Source organism: Pseudomonas sp. IT-P395 (assembly GCF_949767675.1).
Lineage (GTDB): Bacteria > Pseudomonadota > Gammaproteobacteria > Pseudomonadales > Pseudomonadaceae > Aquipseudomonas.
The window spans coordinates 203,656-224,302 of the sequence record NZ_CATKPW010000044.1 but is presented as its reverse complement, the minus strand read 5'-3'; the positions used below and the strand labels follow the sequence as shown (position 1 = coordinate 224,302).

General features: G+C 60.0%; 19 protein-coding genes. 9 read left to right on the top strand and 10 right to left on the bottom strand.

All coding sequences use genetic code 11. The annotated features are described in order from the left end of the window. Nucleotides 1-145: 145 nt before the first annotated feature. Nucleotides 146-856 (top strand): membrane integrity-associated transporter subunit PqiC, encoded by a 711-nt coding sequence (locus ACM6IN_RS21455; protein ID WP_007915780.1) that lies wholly within the window; start codon nucleotides 146-148, stop codon nucleotides 854-856. A 422-nt stretch (nucleotides 857-1,278) separates the two neighbouring features. Here ACM6IN_RS21455 and ACM6IN_RS21450 read toward each other — a convergent pair whose 3' ends face one another. Continuing rightward, the gene (locus ACM6IN_RS21450) at nucleotides 1,279-2,784 is read right to left on the bottom strand and encodes an AhpA/YtjB family protein (RefSeq protein WP_007915782.1); all 1,506 of its coding nucleotides are present in this window, start codon (nucleotides 2,782-2,784) and stop codon (nucleotides 1,279-1,281) included. Between the two features lie 134 nt (nucleotides 2,785-2,918). Between ACM6IN_RS21450 and serB the strand changes: the two genes are divergently transcribed. Beyond that, entirely contained in the window at nucleotides 2,919-4,133 is a 1,215-nt protein-coding gene (serB, locus tag ACM6IN_RS21445; protein WP_008079219.1) for a phosphoserine phosphatase SerB, read from the top strand. An 89-nt stretch (nucleotides 4,134-4,222) separates the two neighbouring features. On the opposite strand, the gene ACM6IN_RS21440 is transcribed toward serB, so the two are convergent. From ACM6IN_RS21440 to ACM6IN_RS21425, 4 genes are all read right to left on the bottom strand, one after another. Beyond that, nucleotides 4,223-5,977, bottom strand: a complete 1,755-nt coding sequence (locus ACM6IN_RS21440; RefSeq protein WP_414916669.1) for a molecular chaperone — start codon at nucleotides 5,975-5,977, stop codon at nucleotides 4,223-4,225. A gap of 69 nt (nucleotides 5,978-6,046) precedes the next feature. Continuing rightward, nucleotides 6,047-6,907: an archaetidylserine decarboxylase gene (gene asd / locus ACM6IN_RS21435; RefSeq protein WP_007915786.1), complete on the bottom strand. Its 861-nt coding sequence runs from the start codon at nucleotides 6,905-6,907 to the stop codon at nucleotides 6,047-6,049. 18 nt (nucleotides 6,908-6,925) lie between these two features. Continuing rightward, on the bottom strand, nucleotides 6,926-7,741 hold the full coding sequence (gene rhdA / locus ACM6IN_RS21430) for a thiosulfate sulfurtransferase (RefSeq protein ID WP_007915787.1): 816 nt from the start codon (nucleotides 7,739-7,741) through the stop codon (nucleotides 6,926-6,928). A gap of 42 nt (nucleotides 7,742-7,783) precedes the next feature. Further along, nucleotides 7,784-9,322: an HDOD domain-containing protein gene (locus ACM6IN_RS21425; protein ID WP_414916668.1), complete on the bottom strand. Its 1,539-nt coding sequence runs from the start codon at nucleotides 9,320-9,322 to the stop codon at nucleotides 7,784-7,786. A gap of 166 nt (nucleotides 9,323-9,488) precedes the next feature. Here ACM6IN_RS21425 and motA point away from each other — a divergent pair, with 166 nt between their 5' ends. Next, nucleotides 9,489-10,340: a flagellar motor stator protein MotA gene (gene motA, locus ACM6IN_RS21420; protein ID WP_007915795.1), complete on the top strand. Its 852-nt coding sequence runs from the start codon at nucleotides 9,489-9,491 to the stop codon at nucleotides 10,338-10,340. A gap of 3 nt (nucleotides 10,341-10,343) precedes the next feature. Further along, nucleotides 10,344-11,396: a flagellar motor protein MotB gene (gene motB / locus ACM6IN_RS21415; RefSeq protein ID WP_123376894.1), complete on the top strand. Its 1,053-nt coding sequence runs from the start codon at nucleotides 10,344-10,346 to the stop codon at nucleotides 11,394-11,396. A gap of 352 nt (nucleotides 11,397-11,748) precedes the next feature. Here the strand turns inward: motB and ACM6IN_RS21410 are convergent, their stop codons facing one another. From ACM6IN_RS21410 to rsgA, 4 genes are all read right to left on the bottom strand, one after another. After that, nucleotides 11,749-12,234 (bottom strand): toll/interleukin-1 receptor domain-containing protein, encoded by a 486-nt coding sequence (locus ACM6IN_RS21410; RefSeq protein WP_053116761.1) that lies wholly within the window; start codon nucleotides 12,232-12,234, stop codon nucleotides 11,749-11,751. Next, entirely contained in the window at nucleotides 12,234-13,193 is a 960-nt protein-coding gene (locus ACM6IN_RS21405; protein ID WP_053116762.1) for a caspase family protein, read from the bottom strand. The genes ACM6IN_RS21410 and ACM6IN_RS21405 overlap by 1 nt, the downstream gene beginning before the upstream one ends. Before the next feature lie 2 nt (nucleotides 13,194-13,195). Then, entirely contained in the window at nucleotides 13,196-13,603 is a 408-nt protein-coding gene (locus ACM6IN_RS21400; protein ID WP_123376895.1) for a TIR domain-containing protein, read from the bottom strand. A 211-nt stretch (nucleotides 13,604-13,814) separates the two neighbouring features. Beyond that, on the bottom strand, nucleotides 13,815-14,846 hold the full coding sequence (gene rsgA / locus ACM6IN_RS21395) for a small ribosomal subunit biogenesis GTPase RsgA (protein ID WP_007915800.1): 1,032 nt from the start codon (nucleotides 14,844-14,846) through the stop codon (nucleotides 13,815-13,817). A 107-nt stretch (nucleotides 14,847-14,953) separates the two neighbouring features. On the opposite strand from rsgA, the gene orn reads away from it, so the two are divergent. From orn to ACM6IN_RS21380, 3 genes are all read left to right on the top strand, one after another. Continuing rightward, on the top strand, nucleotides 14,954-15,496 hold the full coding sequence (gene orn, locus ACM6IN_RS21390; RefSeq protein WP_007915801.1) for an oligoribonuclease: 543 nt from the start codon (nucleotides 14,954-14,956) through the stop codon (nucleotides 15,494-15,496). Between the two features lie 182 nt (nucleotides 15,497-15,678). Beyond that, on the top strand, nucleotides 15,679-16,290 hold the full coding sequence (locus ACM6IN_RS21385) for a trimeric intracellular cation channel family protein (protein WP_007915802.1): 612 nt from the start codon (nucleotides 15,679-15,681) through the stop codon (nucleotides 16,288-16,290). Nucleotides 16,291-16,441: 151 nt separating this feature from the next. Beyond that, nucleotides 16,442-17,500, top strand: a complete 1,059-nt coding sequence (locus ACM6IN_RS21380) for a Fic family protein (protein WP_007915803.1) — start codon at nucleotides 16,442-16,444, stop codon at nucleotides 17,498-17,500. 2 nt (nucleotides 17,501-17,502) lie between these two features. Here the strand turns inward: ACM6IN_RS21380 and queG are convergent, their stop codons facing one another. Next, nucleotides 17,503-18,573, bottom strand: coding sequence for a tRNA epoxyqueuosine(34) reductase QueG (gene queG, locus ACM6IN_RS21375; RefSeq protein ID WP_007915804.1), 1,071 nt, complete (start codon nucleotides 18,571-18,573; stop codon nucleotides 17,503-17,505). A gap of 63 nt (nucleotides 18,574-18,636) precedes the next feature. On the opposite strand from queG, the gene ACM6IN_RS21370 reads away from it, so the two are divergent. Next, nucleotides 18,637-20,136, top strand: a complete 1,500-nt coding sequence (locus ACM6IN_RS21370; RefSeq protein ID WP_414916667.1) for an NAD(P)H-hydrate dehydratase — start codon at nucleotides 18,637-18,639, stop codon at nucleotides 20,134-20,136. Further along, nucleotides 20,124-20,594, top strand: a complete 471-nt coding sequence (gene tsaE / locus ACM6IN_RS21365) for a tRNA (adenosine(37)-N6)-threonylcarbamoyltransferase complex ATPase subunit type 1 TsaE (RefSeq protein ID WP_007915806.1) — start codon at nucleotides 20,124-20,126, stop codon at nucleotides 20,592-20,594. The genes ACM6IN_RS21370 and tsaE overlap by 13 nt, the downstream gene beginning before the upstream one ends. Nucleotides 20,595-20,647: the final 53 nt, after the last annotated feature.

Below are 20,647 nucleotides of genomic sequence, written 5' to 3'. Positions count from 1 at the left end.
CGTAGATCGACGCTTTGGCGCTGGAGTCGGAACGCATATTCACGGATGATATGGCCTTTCCAAGCGCCGGCGTGGCTGAGCGTTCTTCATATTTATTGAGTATTTTCACTGTGGTCAGCCTTGTGGCGGCCACCTGGACGGGATGATGACAGCTCTGCGCCCCCTTATTTTCCTGCTCGCCGGCGTTTTGGGCCTGGCGGGTTGCAGCGTTCACCAGCCGGTGTCGCTGTATCAACTGGACAGCGGAAGTCCGGTTCAGCCTGCGCAAAGCGCAGGCATGGCGGTTTTGTTAGGCCCGGTAGTCGTAGCCGATTACCTGCAACGTGAAACATTACTGCAACGTCAACCAGACGGCAGTCTGCAAGCGGCGACCGACGGTCGTTGGGCTGGCAGCCTTTCGTCGGATATCGATCAGTTGCTGATGCGTCAGGTCGCTGGCCATCTGGACAGCCAACGTGTGGTGCTGGCACCGGCCACAACGGGGTTCACTCCGGATGTGCAGGTGTTGTTGACCATTACGCGTCTGGACTCTGGCCAGAAACAACCGGCGATACTTGATGCGCAATGGCGTTTGATCGACCGTCGTGGTCAGGTGCGCGATAACCGCATCGTTCACCTGCAAGAGCTGCATGCCGGCAGTACGGCTTCGCAGGTGCAGGCACAGGGTATTTTGCTGCAGCGTCTGGCCGAGCAATTGTCGGTGGCGCTGAAGCCGTTGGCCAATCAGCCGCCGGTGGCCGAGGCGCCGCGTAAATCGGCACCGAAGCCGGCGGCGCCAGCAGCGGAAGCCGAGAAGCAGCCGAAGATTCCGATGGCCTCGCCGATTCGGACAGATATGGAAGTGTTCCGCTTCTAAGCCTGGACCGAGTCAGAACAGAGCCCGCCTTGTGCGGGCTTTGTTGTGTCTGGGGTTTGGTAGGCAAGATCAAAAGCCCCTCACCCCAGCCCTCTCCCAGAGGGAGAGGGAGCCGACCGAGGTGTCTGGCGCTATGCATCGACCTGAAAGAGCTTGGCGATTATGGATTCGGTAGAGCAGGGGCGACCGTGGTGTCTGGCGTTATATATCGACCTGAAAGATCTTGGCGATTATGGATTCACCGCTGGGCGTTCAAGTCGCTGTAGGTCTTCAGTATTCCCGGATCGGTTCCCTCTCCCTCCGGGAGAGGGCTAGGGTGAGGGGCTTTTCTATTACCTACAAAAAAGCCCGCAGACTATCACTCGTCTGCGAGCCTTATGTTTAGCAGCGAAAAGATCGCAGCCTTCGGCAGCTCCTACAACTTAAGCCCGACGCTCATGCATCCGCGCCAGTTGCCGTTCCAGCATCGACGGATAAGGCTCCATCAACCGCTCTACACAGCAGGCACCCTCAGGGCTGGCAATCGGGCGGATCCGCGCACGCTGGCGAATCAGCGCGTCATCACTGATCTTGCGCTCAACCAGCAGCAGGTTGCGGCTGTGCTGCGACAAGGCCAGTGCGTCCTGCGCCGAATCGGTCAGCAGCAGATCGATCTGGCTCAGGCCGAACAATTCATCGCCCAAGGTCAGACCCAGTTGCAATTGCAGGGTGATGCCGCTGTCCGCGACCTCAATCTGCAGCTGATGGCCCAGCGCGCGCAGCAGCTCGCCGCAGCAGATCGCGTTGGTCAGGTAATCATCGCCACTGTCTTCGGTGTGAAACAGCATCAGCGTGCTGCCGTCGTTCAGGGTTTCGATTTCGCCCTGATACAGCGAAGCGGCTTGGTCGAGGCAGTCGCGATAGCGCTCCTGCAACTCTTCCAGACGTGCCCGTGGCAAGCGGCGCAGTTGCTCCTGCGAGCCCAGTTGCACGGCCAGCACGGCGGTGTGCTGCGGCACGCTTGGCGACGGTTGGCGGACGACAGGTTGCGGCGCGCCATTGAGCGACTCGTCGCGCAGGTCGGCGAATGCGTCATCGTCATCATCGTCTTCGACGGTGCTGACCAGATGTCGCGGTGCAGGCTTCTGCGCGGCCATCGGACGGGTTTCGTCGAAACTCGGATCACGCAAGTTGCGCACCTCGAATTCCGGCTCGTCTTCTTCGTCCTCGAATTCCGGCTCCGGTTCAGGTGCAGGCTCCGGCGCGTAGTTGGCGTGCAGCTGACGCGCCAGATCGCCGATTTCATCCTGACGGTCGATGCCCGGCGTGTGTTCGTCGATGCGGCGCAACCAGACGCGCAGTTGCAGCAACGGCGTCGACAGGTAGCGGCCCATGCGCAGGCTCAGGGCCAGCGACAGCGCCAACAGGATCCCGCTGAGAATGCCCATACTTTGCAGGCTGATGGTCATCGGCTGCTGAAACTGATCCATGTCCAGACTGATGCGCAGTTGCCCGGCAGTGACGTCCTGGAAAGTGATCTTGCTCTCGTACATGCCCTCGGCTTCGCCCAGCAGGCTGTGCTTGGGGCGCTGACCGGACTCGGCGAGGATGCGGTTATCCACGCTGTAGATCGCCGCGTGGGCCACCAGTTTGTTCTTGGTCAGGTTGTTGAGCAGCACGTTGAGGCTGAGGATGTCGTTGGACACCAACAGCTCCGTGGCAGAGGTCGCGGTCTGCGTAGTCAGGCTTTCGCCCAGCGCATCGGCCTGCTGGTGCATGGCCTGCTTGAATTGCAAACCCATCACGCCGGCATAGATCACCAGGGCCAGAGCGACCAGGATCACGTTATGGCTGGCAATGCGCAATGCAATCGGTACACGGCGGTGGCGCAGTGCACGGAAGATCAGCAGGAAGAAGTTATCGGTTTTAACTGGCGTTGGCCGGTTCACTGAGCTCGGCTCTTTTGTCCGTGAAGTTGACGCGCAGTATAGCGACAGGCCCTAGACCGGCAAAGCGCTCGCGGTGCCCGATGGTCACTGAAAGTGGGTAGAATGCGGTTTTTTTCCAGTTGCGGGGGTGCGCGTTGCGCGAAATCGTCCTGATTAACATCACGGGAGTCGACCGTCCGGGTCTGACTGCGGCCATTACCGGCGTTCTGGCACAAGGTGGTGTGAACATTCTCGACATCGGTCAGGCGGTGATCCACGACACCCTGTCGTTCGGCATCCTGGTCGAAATCCCCGATTCCGAGCAGGGTAAATCCGTGCTCAAGGACATCCTGTTCAAGGGCTATGAGCTCGACCAGCAGGTGCGCTTCACCCCGGTGTCCGAAGAGGATTACCAGCAATGGGTGGGCAATCAGGGCAAGAAACGCCACATCGTTACCTTGCTGACCCGCAAAGTCACCGCCGGCCAGTTGCAGGCCGTCAGCTCGATCACCGCCAAATATGGCTTGAACATCGATCACATCGACCGTCTGTCGGGTCGCATGCCGCTGGACACCCCGGCTGATAAGGGCAAGGGCTGCATCGAGTTTTCCGTGCGTGGCGAAGCGGCTGATCCGCAGGCGCTGCGTGCCGAATTCCTCAGCGTTGCCCAAGAGCTGAACGTCGACATCGCCTTCCAGGAAGATTCGCTGTTCCGTCGCAATCGTCGTCTGGCGGTGTTCGACATGGACTCGACGCTGATCGAAGCCGAGGTCATCGACGAGCTGGCCAAGGCCGCCGGCGTGGGCGAGCAGGTGTCCGAAATCACTGAGCGGGCGATGGCCGGCGAGCTGGATTTTCGCGCCAGTTTCAAAGAACGTCTGGCTTTGCTTAAAGGTCTGGATGTCAGCGTGCTCGACTCGATCGGCGCTTCCCTGCGCCTGACCGAGGGCGCCGAAACACTGTTCGCCGAACTCAAGCGTCTGGGCTACAAGACCGCCATCCTGTCCGGTGGCTTCACTTATTTCGCCAAGCAATTGCAAGCCAAACTCGGCATCGACTACGTGTTCGCTAACGAGCTGGAAGTGGTCGACGGCAAGTGCACCGGCGTGGCGATCGAGCCGATTGTCGATGCGCAGCGCAAGGCTGATTTGCTCAAAGAGCTGGCGCACAAGGAAGGTTTGCGTCTGGAGCAGACCATCGCGGTCGGCGACGGCGCGAATGATTTGCCGATGCTGGCGATTGCCGGGCTGGGCGTGGCGTTCCGCGCCAAGCCGCTGGTGAAACAATCGGCGAAGCAGGCAATCTCGACGTTGGGTCTGGATGGCGTGCTGTATCTGCTGGGTTTCCGCGATCGCGACGGGCAGTTGTAATTAAGATCAAAAGATCGCAGCCTGCGGCAGTTCCTACAGAGGAATATGCGTTTTTCTGTAGGAGCTGCCGCAGGCTGCGATCTTTTGCTTCAAAGTGACTTCCACAACGAATCAAAATCCTCCTCGCTCCCGCCATTGCGCGCAGTCTCCAGCGAGCGATAAGCGAACTGATTGAAGCTGTGCGTACTCGCCAACCGCCGATCCAGCCCGGCACGGTGCTCTTCGCCGTGGGTGTTGATCAGCACTTTGCTGCCTTCCTGAAACGGCAATCGCGGCGCCAGCAAGGTTGCCGGTAGATCGATCGCGCTGATCTCCGGTAACAATAATCCGCGCAAATACTGACTGTGATCGTCCCGCGAGCGCACCAGTTGCAGGCCGCAAGGCTGGGCATGTGGCGCCACCAGTTCAATACCCATTTGCGTGCCGCCGCCGCGTACCTGGCGGATCCAGCGAATGACCGCGATGCTCCAGCCCAGACTGACACTGTCCTGGATGCCGAGCATTTCTCCGGCCTGTAACTCGGCGGGCACTTCATTTGGCCACGCCAGACAGTAACCGCCGGGGCTGTGATTGATCACCGGCAGGACATGGGTCGGGTAGTGCGGCGTACTGTCCGTGCCGTTTTCATCCTCGGGCAAATGGTCGTACTGGATTTCCTCGTACGGCAAAAACTCATCAGCCTTGCTCTGCGGTGCCGCGTCGAAGGCCTGGCTCCAACTGTCTTTTTCACCCTTGATCACGGCGCTGCTGAAGTTCGCCGAGCGCGTTCCGGGATGTTTGAGCAGTTCGCTGAAGCTGCGCTCGCCACCGAGATAGAAGTGCAGAGCGCTCATGCCCACACACACGGTCAGATGGCCCTGGCCGACGGTGCGCTGAAAGCTGCGCTCGGCGGCCTGTCCCCAAGTGGCATGCAGGTGCTGCAGGGTATCGAGGCTCAGTCCGGTCGGCACTGGCAGGGGGGGTGAGGTGTGCTGATGCTGCAAATGCGCTTCGATGGCGTTCACCAGCGGCTGCGGATCGAAGCCGAGCAATCCGGCCTGTTCTTCGTTGCGAAACATGTTGCGGTAGCGCGGGCCGGCATCGATTGTCGGGCTGATCGCAAACAGGCCTTCGCTCGTACGGCCGGGATGCAATTTGAGCAGGGCACTCCACGGCTCGATTACTTCGGCCAATCGGGCGATCTGGTTTTGCCGCAATTGATTGCAGCGTGCGCTGCCCAGCAGCAGAGCGGCGATGTAAGTCTGTTCGAAACTGAGTTCGGTGGTGAGGCTGGCGAGGTCGTCATGGACCCGGCGCTGTTGGAGCTGCAGTTCGCAGGCGGTGCGATACAGCTGATGCAGTTCGAACCACACATGCTCCGGCGGCGAGCTATACAGCTGCGTGGCGCGCAGCAACTGGCCTTTGAGTGCATGGGCCGCCCGTTGCAGGGCCGTGCTGACCAATGCCGCGCGATCCTTGCTGTACTTCGGCGCAATCCGCAGCACGATCTGTTTATAGCCGATGGCCAGATGGCTTTGCAGCGCTTGGCACAGATTGCTGATTTTGCGCGAACGTTCGTCGAGCATGATCGCTTGATGCAGGAAGTGTCGTTCCAGATGCTGGCAGACGAAATAAACCTCGGGGCGCAACAGCTCCAGCAGGTTGAGGCGGTTGTCGCTGGGTGTGAGCAATTGGTTGAGTTCGCCCAGGCCTTGATACAGCAGGCGAGCGGTTTCGCCGATGTTGGCCTTGGGCAGGCCGGCGATCCAGCGCTTGAGGTCGCGCGGGGTGGCTTCGCAAAACGACAGGCGCGATTGCGTCGGGATCGAGGCGCGCAACGGTGGGGGAGAGATGGTCTGGCTCATGCCAAAAACCATAGCAGCAAATAGTGGAATCTGCGGGACCAGCACAACGCTGCTCCCGCAAAATCTGCATCAGGCTTTTGGCAGCGCCAGGCCTTGGCCCATCTGCACCGGCGAACCTGCCGCCAGCTCTTCAGCCCATTTCACCTGATCCGGCCCAAACAGCACGATGGCGGTCGAACCCAGTTTGAAGCGCCCCAGTTCCGCGCCTTTTTCCAGATGAATAGGCGCACGCGCAGCTTCGTCGTAGCGGAAGGTTTTCAGTTCGCGCTTCGGTGGCGTGACCAGACCGGCCCACACGGTTTCAATCGAAGCGACAATCATCGCGCCCACCAGCACCACGGCCATCGGCCCGCGCTCGGTGTCGAAGATGCACGCCACACGCTCGTTACGGGCGAACAGTTCCGGGACGTTTTCGGCGGTGGTCTGGTTGACCGAGAAAATCCGGCCCGGGATGTAGACCATTTCGCGCAGGGTGCCGGCCAGCGGCATGTGCACGCGGTGGTAGTCCTTTGGCGACAGGTAGATGGTGGCGAAGTCGCCGCCCATGAACGGCGCCGCATTGGCCGCATCACCGCCGAGCAGTTCCAGCACGCTGAAGCTGTGGCCCTTGGCCTGGAACACGCGACCGTGCTCGATCGGGCCGAGCTGGCTGACCGCACCGTCGGCCGGGCTGAGGATCGCGCCCGGGGTTTCGTCCAGCGGACGCGCGCCGTCTTTCAGAGCGCGGGTGAAGAAGGCATTGAAGTGCTCGTAAGCGGTCAGGTCTTCGACCAGTGCTTGCGACATGTCCACCTGGTAACGCTTGGCGAACCACTGGGTAAAGGCATTCTTGAACCAGCGCACGCGGCACTCGGCAACGCAGCCGGCCAGGCGCGACAGCAGGTGATGAGGCAGCAGGTACTGGCTGAGGATAAACAGACGCTCTTTCATTAGTTGTCCTTAAAAACCTTAAATCTCGACGGGCGTGTCAGGGTGGTTGCCCCATTCGCCCCAGGAACCGGCGTAGCCCTTGACCCGCGGATAACCGAGGGATTTGGCCACCAGATAAGTGAAGCCCGACCGGTGATGGGTCTGGCAGTGGGTAATGATTTCTTTGTCCTTGGTGATCCCGAGGTCTTCGAGGATCTGCGGCATGTCGGTGCGAATGCGCAGCTGACGGGCCTTGTCCATGCCGGCAGTCCATTCGAAATTGACCGCGCCGGGGATGTGCCCAGCCTTGGCGGCCAGCACTTTCTCACCGGAATACTCCAGCGGCCCGCGCGCATCCCAGATCGCCAGATCAGCAGCACCGAGACGGCTTTGCAAATATTCGCGCGTGGCAGTCGGCCCGTCGTGCAAGGTCAACGGCAGCGGGCCACCGACGGCTGCAGGCACCTGGATCGACATCGGCATGCCATCTGCCAGCCATGCCGGCAGACCACCGTCTATATAGTGGTACTTGTCGTGACCGATCACGTCGAGCAACCAGATGAAGCGCCCGGCCCAGCCGCCGCCCTCGTCGTCATAGACCACGTAGACCGCATCTTTGCGGTGGCCCAGTTCACCGAACAGAGCTTCCAGATCGGCTTTGGCCGGCAGCAGACCCGGCGCCGGCGGCTGGCCGAGCTGGGTGCGTTTCGGGTCGACAAAGCGTGCGCCGGGCAGATGACCTTCGGTGTAGCGGGCAGCGCTGGTCAGATCCACCAGAATCAGTTCAGGGGAATCGAGGCGCGGGAGCAGGTCGCTCGGCTCGATGACGAGCGGCAAGCCAGAGAAGTCAGACATGTGAGGTCTCCAGAGCACAAAGGGGGGAATTGTAGCGCAGCCTCATCGGCCACGGCTGCTAAAGCTGTGCAGGGCTTTTTCGATGCACTGCGCGGTTTTGCCAAAGGCCTGCACGGTGATGTCGGCGAACGGCCCGCCGCCCTGATCGGCGACGACGATCATGATCACCCGCCCGTTGTTGACCAGTGAACGCAGGAACAGATGCTCGCCGCGAAACAGCGTGCGCAGGCTCGCTGGCAGCAGGGCGGAGAATTGCGCATCGTTCTCTGGAGTGATGCGTACCTGCGCCTGTTGCGCAAGCAGCCGTTGCAGGACCTTGCTCTGACCGACGACAAAATTCAGCGCCGCCGCTTCTTTCGGCAGCCCGGCGGTTTGATGCACGCGCAGATTGGACTGCGTGCGGTCGGCCATCAGGATCATTACGCGGCGCATGCCGCTGGCGACCAATGCGTCGCGAGCGGCGACCGTCAGGCTCATGGCATTGGTGAAGCGGCTCGGTTCGGCGAGCAGTTCGGCGCATTGCTTGCGCCACTGGCCCAGGTCTTCAGCGGTGGGCGCGGCGGCCGGCAACATGCCGGCCGGCAAACGACGGGTGCCCCACGGCCACAGCAACGAAACCGCCGGGTGCCACAAGTCCGGCATCGCATGATGACGCGCGCTGTTGGCGGCTTGCTGGTGCAACTGTTGTTGTACCTCGTCCATGGAAATCTGCAGATACAGGCTGGTCAGGTACTGCCAGCGTTCGCTGTGCGGACTGTCCCAGGCCTGTTGCGCCGACAGTGCCAGACCGTTGGCCAGCAGCACGGTGTTGGCCGGCTGATTGAGCCAGCGGCGCAGGGTCGGATCATCGTCGAGGCGGTTTTGCTGGCGCAGCGGATGTTCGCTGTCGCGGGCGATGCGCAGGACTTTGACCAGTTCGCGCTGTTCGCTGAGCAGCAGTTTATAGCCCTGCTGCACCCAGATCGGCAGGTGCCAGGTTTGCACCAGTGCCTCGGCGATCTTCAGCAGGCGCACGCCGAACAATTGCTTCTCGACCACGCGCGCCGATTCGCCCTTGTGGATAACCCGCAGTTCCCATTCTTCAAGCAATTGCGGATAGGTCAGCGCCAACGGCCACAGCGGCGACAGAAACAGCAGGCTGCCCCAATGAATGTCCTGCCACAGCCGCGCCAGGCGACTGGCGAAAAAACCGTTGGCCTGTTGCGTCGCGTGCTGGCTGATCATCTGCAATTGGCGCAGGGCCTTGGGGATTTGCATCTGCGGTTCAGCGGGCAGGCGCGCCAGTAGTTCTTCGGTCCGTGCCAGGCCCAGACGATTGATCGCCACCTCGAGATTTTCCGCTGGTGTGGCCATGGTGCCGTGGGTGTGACGATTCGCCTCACGGATGATGCTCAAGGCCAGTGCCGGGCTGTCCTGCATCAGGTCGGCGATGTCGCGCAGCGAGCTGCGATTGTCACGGATCGCCCGGCAGACTTTGTCGTGAGCCTCTTGCGGCACGGGCAGTCGCACGCCATCGAGCAACTTTACCCAGCCGTCGAGCGTGGTCGGTTTTGCGTGTGGGACGTTCGTTTCATTAGCCATGTCTGGACGGGATCTTCACTGACTGTAGACGCGCCCGGCATGGGCTAAATTGGCTTTTCGCCTGAACTGGCTATAGTCTGGCGCAGTTTTGCCGATAAGTAGAAGAAGAGATTTTTTAACTTCCGAATATGACCTTGAACCCGACTTAAGTAAGTACTTTCTACCTATGGCTAAAATTATCGGCATCATCGTCGTATTCGCGAGCGTGCTCGGCGGATACGTGCTCTCCCACGGCAAGATTGCCGCCCTGATCCAGCCCTTTGAGGTGTTGATCATCGGTGGTGCGGCACTGGGTGCATTCCTGCAGGCCAACCCCGGCTACATGACGATGCACGTGCTCAAGAAATCCCTGAGCATGTTCAGTTCGCGCTTCAGCCACACGTTCTATCTGGAAGTGCTCGGGCTGATCTACGAGATCCTCAACAAGAGCCGCCGCGAAGGCATGATGGCCATCGAAGGCGACATCGAAGACGCCGCTGCGAGCCCGATCTTCGCCAAGTACCCGGCGGTGCTCAAAGACGAGCGCATGACCGCGTTCATTTGCGATTACCTGCGCATCATGTCGTCCGGCAACATGGCCCCGCACGAGCTGGAAGGCTTGTTCGACATGGAACTGTACAGCCTCAAGGAAGACCTTGAGCATCCATCCCACGCGGTGAACGGCATCGCCGACGCCATGCCCGGTTTCGGTATCGTCGCGGCGGTACTCGGTATCGTGGTGACCATGGCCTCGCTGGGTGAAGGTGACCAGAAGTCCATCGGTCTGCACGTCGGTGCGGCATTGGTTGGTACCTTCTTCGGTATTCTCGCGGCCTACGGTTTCTTCGGCCCGCTGGCGCATTCGCTGGCGCACGATGCCAAGGAAGAGCTGAACGTCTACGAAGCCATCAAGGCCTCGTTGGTGGCTTCGGCTTCCGGCATGCCGCCATCGCTGGCGGTCGAGTTCGGTCGCAAGGTGCTGTACCCGGCTCACCGTCCAAGCTTTGCCGAGCTGGAACAAGCCGTTCGCGGTCGCTAAGAAATGGAAAATAATCAGCCGATTATCATCAAGCGCGTCAAGCGCATAGCCGGCGGGCATCACGGCGGGGCGTGGAAAATCGCCTTCGCCGACTTCGCCACGGCGATGATGGCGTTCTTCCTGGTGTTGTGGCTGCTGTCTACCGCAACGCCGGAGCAGAAGATCGCCATCGCCGGTTACTTCAAAGACCCGGTCGGCTTCTCTGAAAGCGGTACGCCGTACATCATTGACCTGGGCGGCACGCCGACCCTGGCGCCGGAAAACACCCTCAACCCGGAAGTGAAGTCGCAGCCGCAACCCGACAAGGTCACGGTCGACACCGAGCAGGTTGAAGGCATGGCCGAGCAGGTCGAGAAGGAACGTCTGGAGCTGCTCCTGCAAGAACTGCAGAACAAGGTCGACGAGAACCCGCAACTGCAGAAGTTCAAGGATCAGATTCTCTTCGAGATCACGCCGAACGGCTTGCGCATCCAGATCATGGACGCCGAGAACCGGCCGATGTTCGACTCCGGTTCTGCACGCCTGAAGCCGTACTTCGAAGACATCCTGCTGGCCATGGCTGACACCATCAAAGCCGTGCCGAACAAGATCAGCATCAGCGGCCACACCGATGCCAAGCCGTACACTGGCACTGGCGATTTCGGTAACTGGGAGCTGTCGGCCAACCGCGCCAACGCTGCACGTCGTGCACTGGTGGCGGGGAGCTATCCGGATGCGCAAGTGGCGCGGGTCGTCGGTTATGCCTCGTCGGCGTTGTTCGACCGGGAAAATCCGTTCAACCCGGTCAACCGCCGCATCGACATCGTCGTCTTGACCAAAAAGGCCCAGGAAGCGATCGAGGGTGCGCAAGGTGCGGACGCGGCGAAACCAGTCGATGAAAGCCACAACGGCGCCACCCCGACAACGCCGGTTGATCCGAATGCTTTGCCGGCGGATCAGCAACCGGTGCCGCCGCATGAGTTGCGTGAGCGGCTGAACTTGTTTGATGACGCCGCGCCGAAACCGGCGGAACCGGGGAGTGCGGTGCCAGCGCCGGCTCCTGCGCCGAAGCAGTAAGAGACGAAAAAGCCGACAGAGATGTCGGCTTTTTTTGTGGCTGGCGGTTTGAGATTTGGTGTGGCGCCAAGAGCACCCCCTCACCCCAACCCTCTCCCCCAAGGGGTAGAGGGGAAAGGGAGCCGATCTTCGTGGTTGTCAAAATTTGCGTTTGACTGAAGGAGGGGAGCCGATCTTCATGCTGTTCAGAATTTGCGTTTGACTGCGGAAATGGAGCAGATCTTTGTGCAGTTCAAAACCTGAGTACGACTCAGGAATTTCAGGTCGGCGTACCTCGCACAATCACCGCTGTCAGTCCCCTCTCCCTCCGGGAGAGGGCTAGGGTGAGGGGCTATCAAGCCAAGCCGAACAATCAAAACCCCCGCCGAATCCTGCCCTTCAACTGATCATGAAACTGCTCAGCATTCCTCTTGTAAGTCCCCTTCATCGACTCACTCATCGAATCCAGCATCACCGAACGCTTATTCGTCACTTCCTCACGATAAGCATCAATAAAGAAATCCAGATCTTTATCCGTACTCAATTTCGGCCATTTATCCAGATACAGCGGCAGCTCCGCCGGCCCGGTCTTGAACGAGCAGATCCGCCGGTTGCTGATGGTCGCCTCACCAATCTCGAACGGCACCCACCACGACGAAGCCGTCCGCTCCGACACCACCGCCAGCAAGTGCGTGCACTCGGTGATGTTGCGGGTGATGACGCCGGTGATGTCGTCGGTGGTCTGTGATTCCGGATCGAGCACATCCAGGTAGGTCTTGATGTTCGCCTGTTTCAGGCGACTGTTGATCGCCATGGCCTGCATACGATCCATGTGGCGGTAGCTGATAAACACAGGCATCAGAAGTGTCCTTTGATTGCGAGTTCGCGGTAGTAGGCGCCGAGCGCGGTGAGGCGGCAGCCGGTGGAGTGGAGGGCGGCGTAGTACATGTGCTCGGCGTCGACCGGTTCGATCAGGCTGTGGCGATTGCACTTCTGCAGTTGCGCGAAGACCTCGCCGTGTTCCGGATTGAAGCTGGCCTCGGTCGGTTCGTAGCTGGGGTCGAGCGGGTAGGTCGATTCGGCTTCGGCAAACCATTCGGGCAATTTGCGCAGGATCTCTTTGGGGATCAGCGGCGAGACTTCGCGCAGGGAAATGAACTGCGACACATTGGTCTTGAACACCGGGCGTTGTTCCCAAGCGTCGAGCGCGTTATCGACAAAGGAATAGAGGCTGCCGGGCGTGATCTTGCCGAGAATGTTCGCCGCGCCACCGTGCAAAGCCTGCAGCAGTAAACCGGTAAACACGCCGTGTTGCGCGCCTTCCATGGCCGGTTCTTCCTTTTTGCACGCGGTCAGAATGGTCATGCCTTCGCCGACCACACTGCTTTCGCTGCGCAAGGCGCGCACTTCACCGGCGGCGCCGCTTTGGCAGCAATCGAGGATGATCACTTTGTTCTTGATGCGCGTGGCTTTGCTCGCCCAGTTGAGGATGTCGCTGATGCGGATGCCGTCCTTGGCGTTGCGATAATCCTGGGGCAGCAACATGCCTTCGTCATTGTCGGTATCGAAACCGCCATGCCCGGCGAAATACAGCAGGGCGACATTGCAGTCGCCGGAAAACAGCTCGCGGATCTGGTCTTCGAGCATCTCCCGGCCCAGGTAATCCTCAGCCGACGTCAGCACGACATTCTTGAAGTTGGGGTCGCCGTCGGCGTCGGTTTTCAGCACCGAGGCCATGGCCATGGCGTCATTGCTGCACCCGCTCAGGCGCGAAATATGCGTGTAGTCGTTGATGCCGATAAACAGTCCCTTGCGCATGATCAGGCCGCCGTGTGCAGGCGGATCGCGCCGACGATGCTGTTGGTGTTCCACGCGCATTCGGCGTGTGCGGCGTTACGCACCACCGTGGAAATGCGCTCGGCGCCGAACGGTTTCACCGCGATGATCACCTTGCCCATGCGCTTGGCGATCTCGATTTCCTTGTTGATCCACTTGCTGTAGGTCGAATACATGCCGGCCATGATCAGCACCGCCGAGCACGGACGAATCTTGTTTTCGATGGCTTCTTCGAGCTGTTTTTCGGTCTGCGCGCCCATGATCGGGTTGTGCGGCGGCACCGAAAAATTCTTGTAGGTGAAGTCGGGGTGGGCACTGAGCAGGCGCACCAGATTGTCGTGGGCGTGGGAGTAGTTCCACGAGTGGCTGATGAACAAATGGTAGGTTTGCATGGGGGTTCCTCAGGGGCGCGAACGTGCGACGAGGAACTCAATGTAGGCTCATGAAACGTGCCCACAAGGCTTGGGCGAAGAAAGAGAAATGTCCTGCAAACAGGCGTGCAAAAGTCCTACAGAAAAGACCGGTGTTTAAAAAAGGGAGGAGGGTGTCAGGGGAAAACCGACATCCGGCAGCCCTTGGGGAAAGGGCTGCCGGTGCGACTGTTTAATAGCCGTTTTCGGGCAGGCTGGCGATGATCGAGCGGTAGCTGTTCATGCGCTGCTGCTGCACGCGGCCATCTTCCAGCGCCTTGAGCAACGCACAGCCCGGTTCGCGATCATGCTTGCAGTCGCGGAAACGGCAAGTGCCGAGCAGGTCGTCGAACTCGATGAAACCGGCTTCAACATCGGCGCGGCTGACGTGGCCGAGGCCGAATTCACGGATACCCGGGGAGTCGATCAGCTCACCGCCGCCGGGGAAGTGGAACAGGCGCGCGGTGGTCGTCGTGTGCGTGCCCTGACCGGACAACTCGGACAGCGGCCCGACGCGGGTTTCGACTTCAGGCAGCAAGCTGTTGACCAGCGACGACTTGCCGACACCGGACTGACCGACGAACACGCTGATGCGTCCGTCGAGCTGCTTTTGCAGCTGTTCCATGCCGTCACCGTGGTGCGCCGACACTTCCAGCACCGGATAACCCAGCGTGCGGTACACCGCCAGCAGCGCATTGAGCGCCGGTGCGTTGTGCTCGTCGATCAGGTCGAATTTGTTCAGCAACAGCAACGGGCGGATGCCGGCGTGTTCGGCGGCGACCAGATAGCGGTCGATCAGGTTGGCATGCGGCTCGGGCAGCGGGGCGAAGACGATGACGATCATGTCGACGTTGGCCGCGACCGGCTTCAACTGGCCTCGGCTGTCCGGACGGCAGAGTTCGGTGGTACGCGGCAGTTGCGCGACGATCACACCGATGCCCTGATTGCCGGCACGCCAGACAACCGTGTCGCCGGTCACCAGCGCAGGCAGGTTGGCGCGCAAGTGGCAGCGGAAAACCTGGCCAGCCTGTTCGCCGTCAATGGCCTCGACTTCGACTTGCACGCCGAAGTGAGCGATCACCAGGCCGGTCTGTTCCGGGCCCAGGTCGCCGCCCTCCAGGGCTTCGACAGCCGAGGACTCGCGTTTGGCGGCGCGTGCGGCGCGTTCGCCCTGAATCTTTTCGATGCGCCAGTTTTGACGACGATTGAGTTGGCGTTTGGCCATGGGTGTTCCGTCTGAAGAATGCAGCGATTAGGTAAAACGGCCGCGAGTTTAGCACGCCCGGCAGCCGGCCTAGGCTAAACTGCGCAGCATTGCTCAGGAGCCGAAACATGCAAAACCCGCAGAATCTGATCTGGATCGACCTCGAAATGACCGGCCTTGACCCGGACAACGACGTCATCATCGAAATGGCCACCATCGTCACCGACAGTGATCTCAACACCTTGGCCGAAGGGCCGGTGATCGCCATCCACCACAGCGACGAAGTGCTCGCGCGCATGGACGAGTGGAACACCCGCACCCACGGCAACTCCGGCCTGACTCAGCGCGTGCGCGACAGCCGCATCAGCATGGCCGAAGCCGAAGCGGAAACCATCGCCTTCCTCGAGAAATGGGTGCCGAAGGGCAAGTCGCCGATCTGCGGCAACAGCATCTGCCAGGATCGGCGCTTCCTTTATACCCACATGAAAGCGCTGGAAAGCTACTTCCACTACCGCAACCTCGACGTCTCGACGCTCAAGGAACTGGCGGCACGCTGGGCACCGGACGTACGCGACAGCTTCAAAAAGGGCAGCACCCATTTGGCGCTGGACGATATTCGCGAATCGATCGCCGAGCTGCAGCACTACCGCCAGCACTTCATCAAGTTCTGATGCGATCCCTGTAGGAGCTGCCGAAGGCTGCGATCTTTTGATCTTTCTTTGAACCTGAAAATCAAGATCAAAAGATCGCAGCCTGCGGCAGCTCCTACGGGGTTTTGTGTTTGCTGTGGTGCCCTCTTTTGGTGCCGCACCGAAATGGCTAGACTGCGCGCCTTCCTGACTGGATCGCCACCATGTTGCTGATGCTCTATCTGATTGCCATCACCGCTGAAGCCATGACCGGCGCGCTGTCCGCCGGCCGCCGCGGCATGGATTGGTTTGGTGTAGTGCTGATCGCCTGCGTCACGGCGTTGGGCGGCGGTTCGGTGCGCGACGTACTGCTCGGGCACTACCCGCTGACGTGGGTCAAACACCCGGAATACCTGGTGCTGACCTCGGTCGCAGCAATGTTCACAGTATTCACCGCCCGCTGGATGCGCCACCTGCGCTCACTGTTTCTGGTGCTCGACGCCGTCGGTCTGGTGGCCTTCACCCTGATCGGCTGCATGACCGCACTGGAAATGGGCCACGGCATGCTGGTTGCCTCCGTCAGCGGCGTGATCACCGGCGTCTTCGGCGGCATCCTCCGCGATATTTTCTGCAACGACATCCCGCTGATCTTCCGCCGAGAACTCTACGCCAGCGTCTCGTTCGCGGCGGCGTGGTGCTACATGCTTTGCCTGTATCTGAATGTGCCAAGCGAACAGGCGATTCCGATCACGCTGTTCGGCGGTTTCCTGCTGCGGCTGCTAGCGATCCGCTTCCATTGGGAAATGCCTAAGTTCGTTTACAACGACGCGCCCTGAAATCGGGTGGGCGCTGCGGTCGAAATATTCTGTAGGGATAGTTGAATAGTTTGCGGGGTGTAAATAGGGTAAAAAATGAATTAAATGGGGTATTTGAAACTTTAAATACCCCATTTAGCCATTTCTTCCCCCATTTAAAAGGCATCCTGAAATGCACTCCCTGACTCCTGAGTTTCTCGGTTCCTTGCGCTATAACGGATCGCAGATCGCGACGCTGAGAACACTGGGAGAATTCCGAGGCAAGCAACAGCTATTCATAGCTCAATCCCCTCAGGTTTTAGACGATCTGAAACAGCTTGCTGTAATTGAATCAACGGAGTCGTCCAACCGCTTGGAGGGTGTGACTGTCACGCCCGCGCGCTTGAAATCGCTGATGAGCAAAACCAGCGATCCGCAGAGTCGATCTGAACAGGAAATTGCGGGTTATCGCGATGCGTTATCACTCATCCACGAGGCGGCCGAGGACATGCCCTTTTCTGAGGGTGTCCTGAGGCAGCTACACAGTTTGCTATACCGCTATCTGCCGCAGTCGGGTGGTGACTGGAAAGCGACAAACAACGACATCATCGAACGTAACCCCGACGGAACTTCGCGGATTCGCTTTCAACCAGTGGCCGCGCATCTAACGCCTATTGCAATGGCTGAAATGCTGATGCAATACCATCTGGCAGCTCAGCAAAATCTAGCTGACCCTCTTGTCCTGATACCGCTCACCGTCCTGGATTTTCTATGCATCCATCCTTTCTCGGATGGTAATGGCCGTGTAGCTCGTTTGTTGACGTTACTACTGCTTTACCAGTTCGATTATCGAGTCGGTCGCTTCATCAGTCTTGAGCGGATATTTGAGGAATCAAAGGAAGGCTATTACGAGACGCTGGAGATCAGCTCTAAACGATGGCACGACGGCACGCACGACGTGCAACCCTGGTTGGATTATTTTTGGGGTGCATTACTTCGAGCGTACAAAGAGTTCGAAGAGCGCGTCGGGACTATCGATACGCGCCGTGGCGGAAAAAGTGATCGGGTCAGGGAGATAGCTTTGGGCAGGAATCTGCCTTTTTCTATTACAGAAATTGAGGAGTCTTGCCCCGGAGTGAGCCGAGACACAGTACGTTCAGTTCTGCGCGCCCTGAAGGCCGAAGGGTTGATTGAGCCTACCGGTAAGGGGCGCAGCGCGAAGTGGAGAAAACCAGTCGGAATTCAGCGATGACGTTAGCTGCTGCGTTCAGCATGCTGCCTAAGCGCCCACTCCACATGCTCGCGCACCAGCTCTGACGGATAATCCCGCCGTGCCTTCAACGCTTCCAGCACTGGAATGCTCGACGGCGCGTTACCGAGCCCTACCGCCAGATTGCGCAACCAGCGTTCATACCCGGCGCGGCGCAGCGGTGAGCCTTCGGTGCTGCTGAGGAATTTGTCCTCGTCCCACATAAACAACTCAGCCAGTTCCGCATTGTCCAGATTGTGCCGTGGTTTGAAGTCGCTCTCCCCAGAGGGTTTGGCGAAACGGTTCCACGGGCAGACGATCTGGCAGTCGTCGCAGCCGAACACGCGGTTGCCGATCAGTGGGCGCAGGTCTTCGGGGATCGCATTTTTCAGTTCGATGGTCAGGTACGAAATGCAGCGTCGCGCGTCCAGCACATAGGGGCCGACGAAGGCATTGGTCGGGCAGATGTCGAGGCACGCGGTGCAGCGGCCGCAATGTTCGGTGCTGTGCGGATCATCCACTGGCAACGGCAGATCAACGAACAACTCGCTCAAGAAAAAATAGCTGCCAGCCTTACGGTTCAGCACCAAGGTGTTTTTGCCGATCCAGCCCAGCCCGGCCTGCTCGGCGATGGCTTTTTCCAGCACCGGCGCGCTGTCGACAAAGGCCCGAAAACCGAACGGGCCGATCTCGGATTGAATCTTGTCGGCTAATTGCTGCACACGTTTACGGATCAATTTGTGGTAATCGCGGCCCAAGGCATAACGCGACACGTAGGCTTTTTCCGGTTGGGCCAGGCGTTTGGCCATTTCGGTGTCGCCCGGCAGGTAGTCCATGCGCAACGAAACCACGCGCAATGTGCCCGGCACCAGTTCTTCCGGGTGTGAGCGTTTGCTGCCGTGGGCGCCCATGTAGTCCATTTCGCCGTGGTAGCCGGCCGCGAGCCAGCGCTCCAGATGTTGTTCATGCTCGGCGAGATCCAGGCCGCTGATGCCGACTTGCTGAAAGCCTAGCTCGCGGCCCCAATCCTTGATCGATTGGGCGAGGGCGGGCAGGTCTGTGGTGATGGCGGACATGAGGCGAGAGAAACCGGAGCTGAGGTGCGTATAATTCTGCCAGACATCGGAGCCCGAAGACGCATGCCGCACACGAAAGATGAATTACCCGACGCGCTGTATGGCGCCGCACAGGTGCGCGAACTCGATGCGCGGCTGATTGCCGCCGGTACGCCGGGCTTCGAATTGATGCAGCGCGCGGCGCATGCAACGTGGCGCGCGCTGGTTCGGCAATGGCCGTCGGCGACCGAACTGACGGTGCTGGCCGGGCATGGCAACAATGCTGGCGACGGTTATCTGGTCGCGGCCATGGCACAGCGAGCCGGGTGGCAGGTGCGGGTGTTGGCAGTCGGCGATCCGCAGCGATTGCAGGGCGATGCCGCTCTCGCCCACTCCGAGGCGCGGGCTGAAGGTGTTGCGGTGCAAGGCTGGCAGGCTCGCAGCGAACTGCGCGGCGTCATTCTTGATGCCTTGCTCGGCACCGGTTTGAGCGGTGACGTGCGCGAGCCTTACCTCTCGGCGATCAAAGCCATTAACGCCAGCGGCTTGCCGGTAACGGCCGTCGATATTCCTTCTGGTTTATGTGCAGACACCGGGCATGTGCTCGGCGCCGCCGTGCAGGCCGATCTGACGGTGACCTTTATCGGCCTGAAACTCGGTTTGTTCACAGGTGATGCGGCGGATCACATCGGCTCGTTGCTGTTTAATGATCTGCAAGCCAGCGCCGACATCTATCGTGACATTCCGGTCATCGCCCAACGGCTCACCCCGGCTAATCTTCCGAAACTGGCGGCACGTAGGCCGACTTCGCACAAGGGCCGTTTCGGCCATGTGTTGCTGATCGGTGGCGATCACGGGTTTGGCGGGGCGATCCTGCTCAGCACCGAAAGCGCCTTGCGCAGCGGCGCCGGAATGGTTTCGCTGGCGACGCGACCGGAGCATGTCCCGGCTGCGCTGACTCGTGTGCCGGAGGTGATGACGCTCGGCACATCGTCGTCCAATCAATTGATGGGTTTGCTGGAAAAAGTCTCGACACTGGTGATCGGCCCCGGACTCGGCCAGGCCAGTTGGGGCCGGGCGTTGCTGTCAGCAGCTGCCAATGCGCCGTTGCCGCAAGTGTGGGACGCCGATGCGTTGAACCTGCTGGCGAGCGGTTTAGCGAAGCTGCCCAAGGATTGCGTGATCACCCCGCATCCCGGCGAAGCGGCGCGGTTGCTCGGCATCAGTACCGCCGAAGTGCAGGCTGACCGACCGGCCGCCGCGCGGGCATTGAGCAAAAAATATGCAGCGACTGTAACTCTCAAAGGTGCCGGTACTCTGATCGCACATCCCGATGGGCGTCTGGCGCTGTGTCATCAGGGCCACCCGGCGATGGCGACCGCCGGGTTGGGCGATGTGCTGGCCGGTTTGACCGGCGCGTTGCTGGCGCAGGGAATGCAAAGTTTCGACGCCGCGTGTCTGGCCGTCTGGCTGCACGCCAATGCCGGTAGGCAACAAGGAAAATTCGGCCGTGGGCTGGCGGCCAGTGATCTGATTCCAGCCATTCGTCAGTTGTTGGAGGAGCAAGCACCGTGTCTGAAGTAACCCTGTACTTGGCCGATGAACAGGCCATGAGCGACTTTGGCGCACGGATCGCCCGCGTGACTCAAGGCCATGGCCTGATTTTTCTCGAAGGCAATCTGGGCATGGGCAAAACCACCCTGTCGCGAGGCATCATTCGCGGGCTGGGCCATGTCGGCGCGGTAAAAAGTCCGACCTTCACTTTGGTCGAACCTTACGAAATCGGTGACATCCGCGCCTTCCACTTTGACCTGTATCGCCTGGTCGATCCGGAAGAACTGGAGTTTCTCGGCATCCGCGACTACTTCGAAGACGATGCGATGTGCCTGATCGAATGGCCCGATAAAGGTGCAGGCTTTTTGCCAAAGCCTGACCTGACCATTACCATTAGCCCGCAAGACAGCGGGCGTTCGCTGAAAATTTTATCCCAGGGTTCGCGTGGCGAGGCCTGGTGTGCCGCTTTGGCATTGGAATCCAATTAAATGATGGGGTTAGGTATGCGCTTTCGCGCGTTGGTGGCTGCCGCTGGACTGTT

What these genes read in the sequence shown, in the direction of transcription:
- ACM6IN_RS21455 (WP_007915780.1), top strand. Translation starts at nt 146, where the DNA reads ATGACAGCTCTGCGCCCCCTTATTTTCCTGCTCGCCGGCGTTTTGGGC.
- ACM6IN_RS21440 (WP_414916669.1), bottom strand. Translation starts at nt 5,977, where the DNA reads ATGAGCCAGACCATCTCTCCCCCACCGTTGCGCGCCTCGATCCCGACG.
- asd (WP_007915786.1), bottom strand. Translation starts at nt 6,907, where the DNA reads ATGAAAGAGCGTCTGTTTATCCTCAGCCAGTACCTGCTGCCTCATCAC.
- rhdA (WP_007915787.1), bottom strand. Translation starts at nt 7,741, where the DNA reads ATGTCTGACTTCTCTGGCTTGCCGCTCGTCATCGAGCCGAGCGACCTG.
- ACM6IN_RS21425 (WP_414916668.1), bottom strand. Translation starts at nt 9,322, where the DNA reads ATGGCTAATGAAACGAACGTCCCACACGCAAAACCGACCACGCTCGAC.
- motA (WP_007915795.1), top strand. Translation starts at nt 9,489, where the DNA reads ATGGCTAAAATTATCGGCATCATCGTCGTATTCGCGAGCGTGCTCGGC.
- motB (WP_123376894.1), top strand. Translation starts at nt 10,344, where the DNA reads ATGGAAAATAATCAGCCGATTATCATCAAGCGCGTCAAGCGCATAGCC.
- ACM6IN_RS21410 (WP_053116761.1), bottom strand. Translation starts at nt 12,234, where the DNA reads ATGCCTGTGTTTATCAGCTACCGCCACATGGATCGTATGCAGGCCATG.
- ACM6IN_RS21405 (WP_053116762.1), bottom strand. Translation starts at nt 13,193, where the DNA reads ATGCGCAAGGGACTGTTTATCGGCATCAACGACTACACGCATATTTCG.
- ACM6IN_RS21400 (WP_123376895.1), bottom strand. Translation starts at nt 13,603, where the DNA reads ATGCAAACCTACCATTTGTTCATCAGCCACTCGTGGAACTACTCCCAC.
- rsgA (WP_007915800.1), bottom strand. Translation starts at nt 14,846, where the DNA reads ATGGCCAAACGCCAACTCAATCGTCGTCAAAACTGGCGCATCGAAAAG.
- orn (WP_007915801.1), top strand. Translation starts at nt 14,954, where the DNA reads ATGCAAAACCCGCAGAATCTGATCTGGATCGACCTCGAAATGACCGGC.
- ACM6IN_RS21385 (WP_007915802.1), top strand. Translation starts at nt 15,679, where the DNA reads ATGTTGCTGATGCTCTATCTGATTGCCATCACCGCTGAAGCCATGACC.
- ACM6IN_RS21380 (WP_007915803.1), top strand. Translation starts at nt 16,442, where the DNA reads ATGCACTCCCTGACTCCTGAGTTTCTCGGTTCCTTGCGCTATAACGGA.
- queG (WP_007915804.1), bottom strand. Translation starts at nt 18,573, where the DNA reads ATGTCCGCCATCACCACAGACCTGCCCGCCCTCGCCCAATCGATCAAG.
- ACM6IN_RS21370 (WP_414916667.1), top strand. Translation starts at nt 18,637, where the DNA reads ATGCCGCACACGAAAGATGAATTACCCGACGCGCTGTATGGCGCCGCA.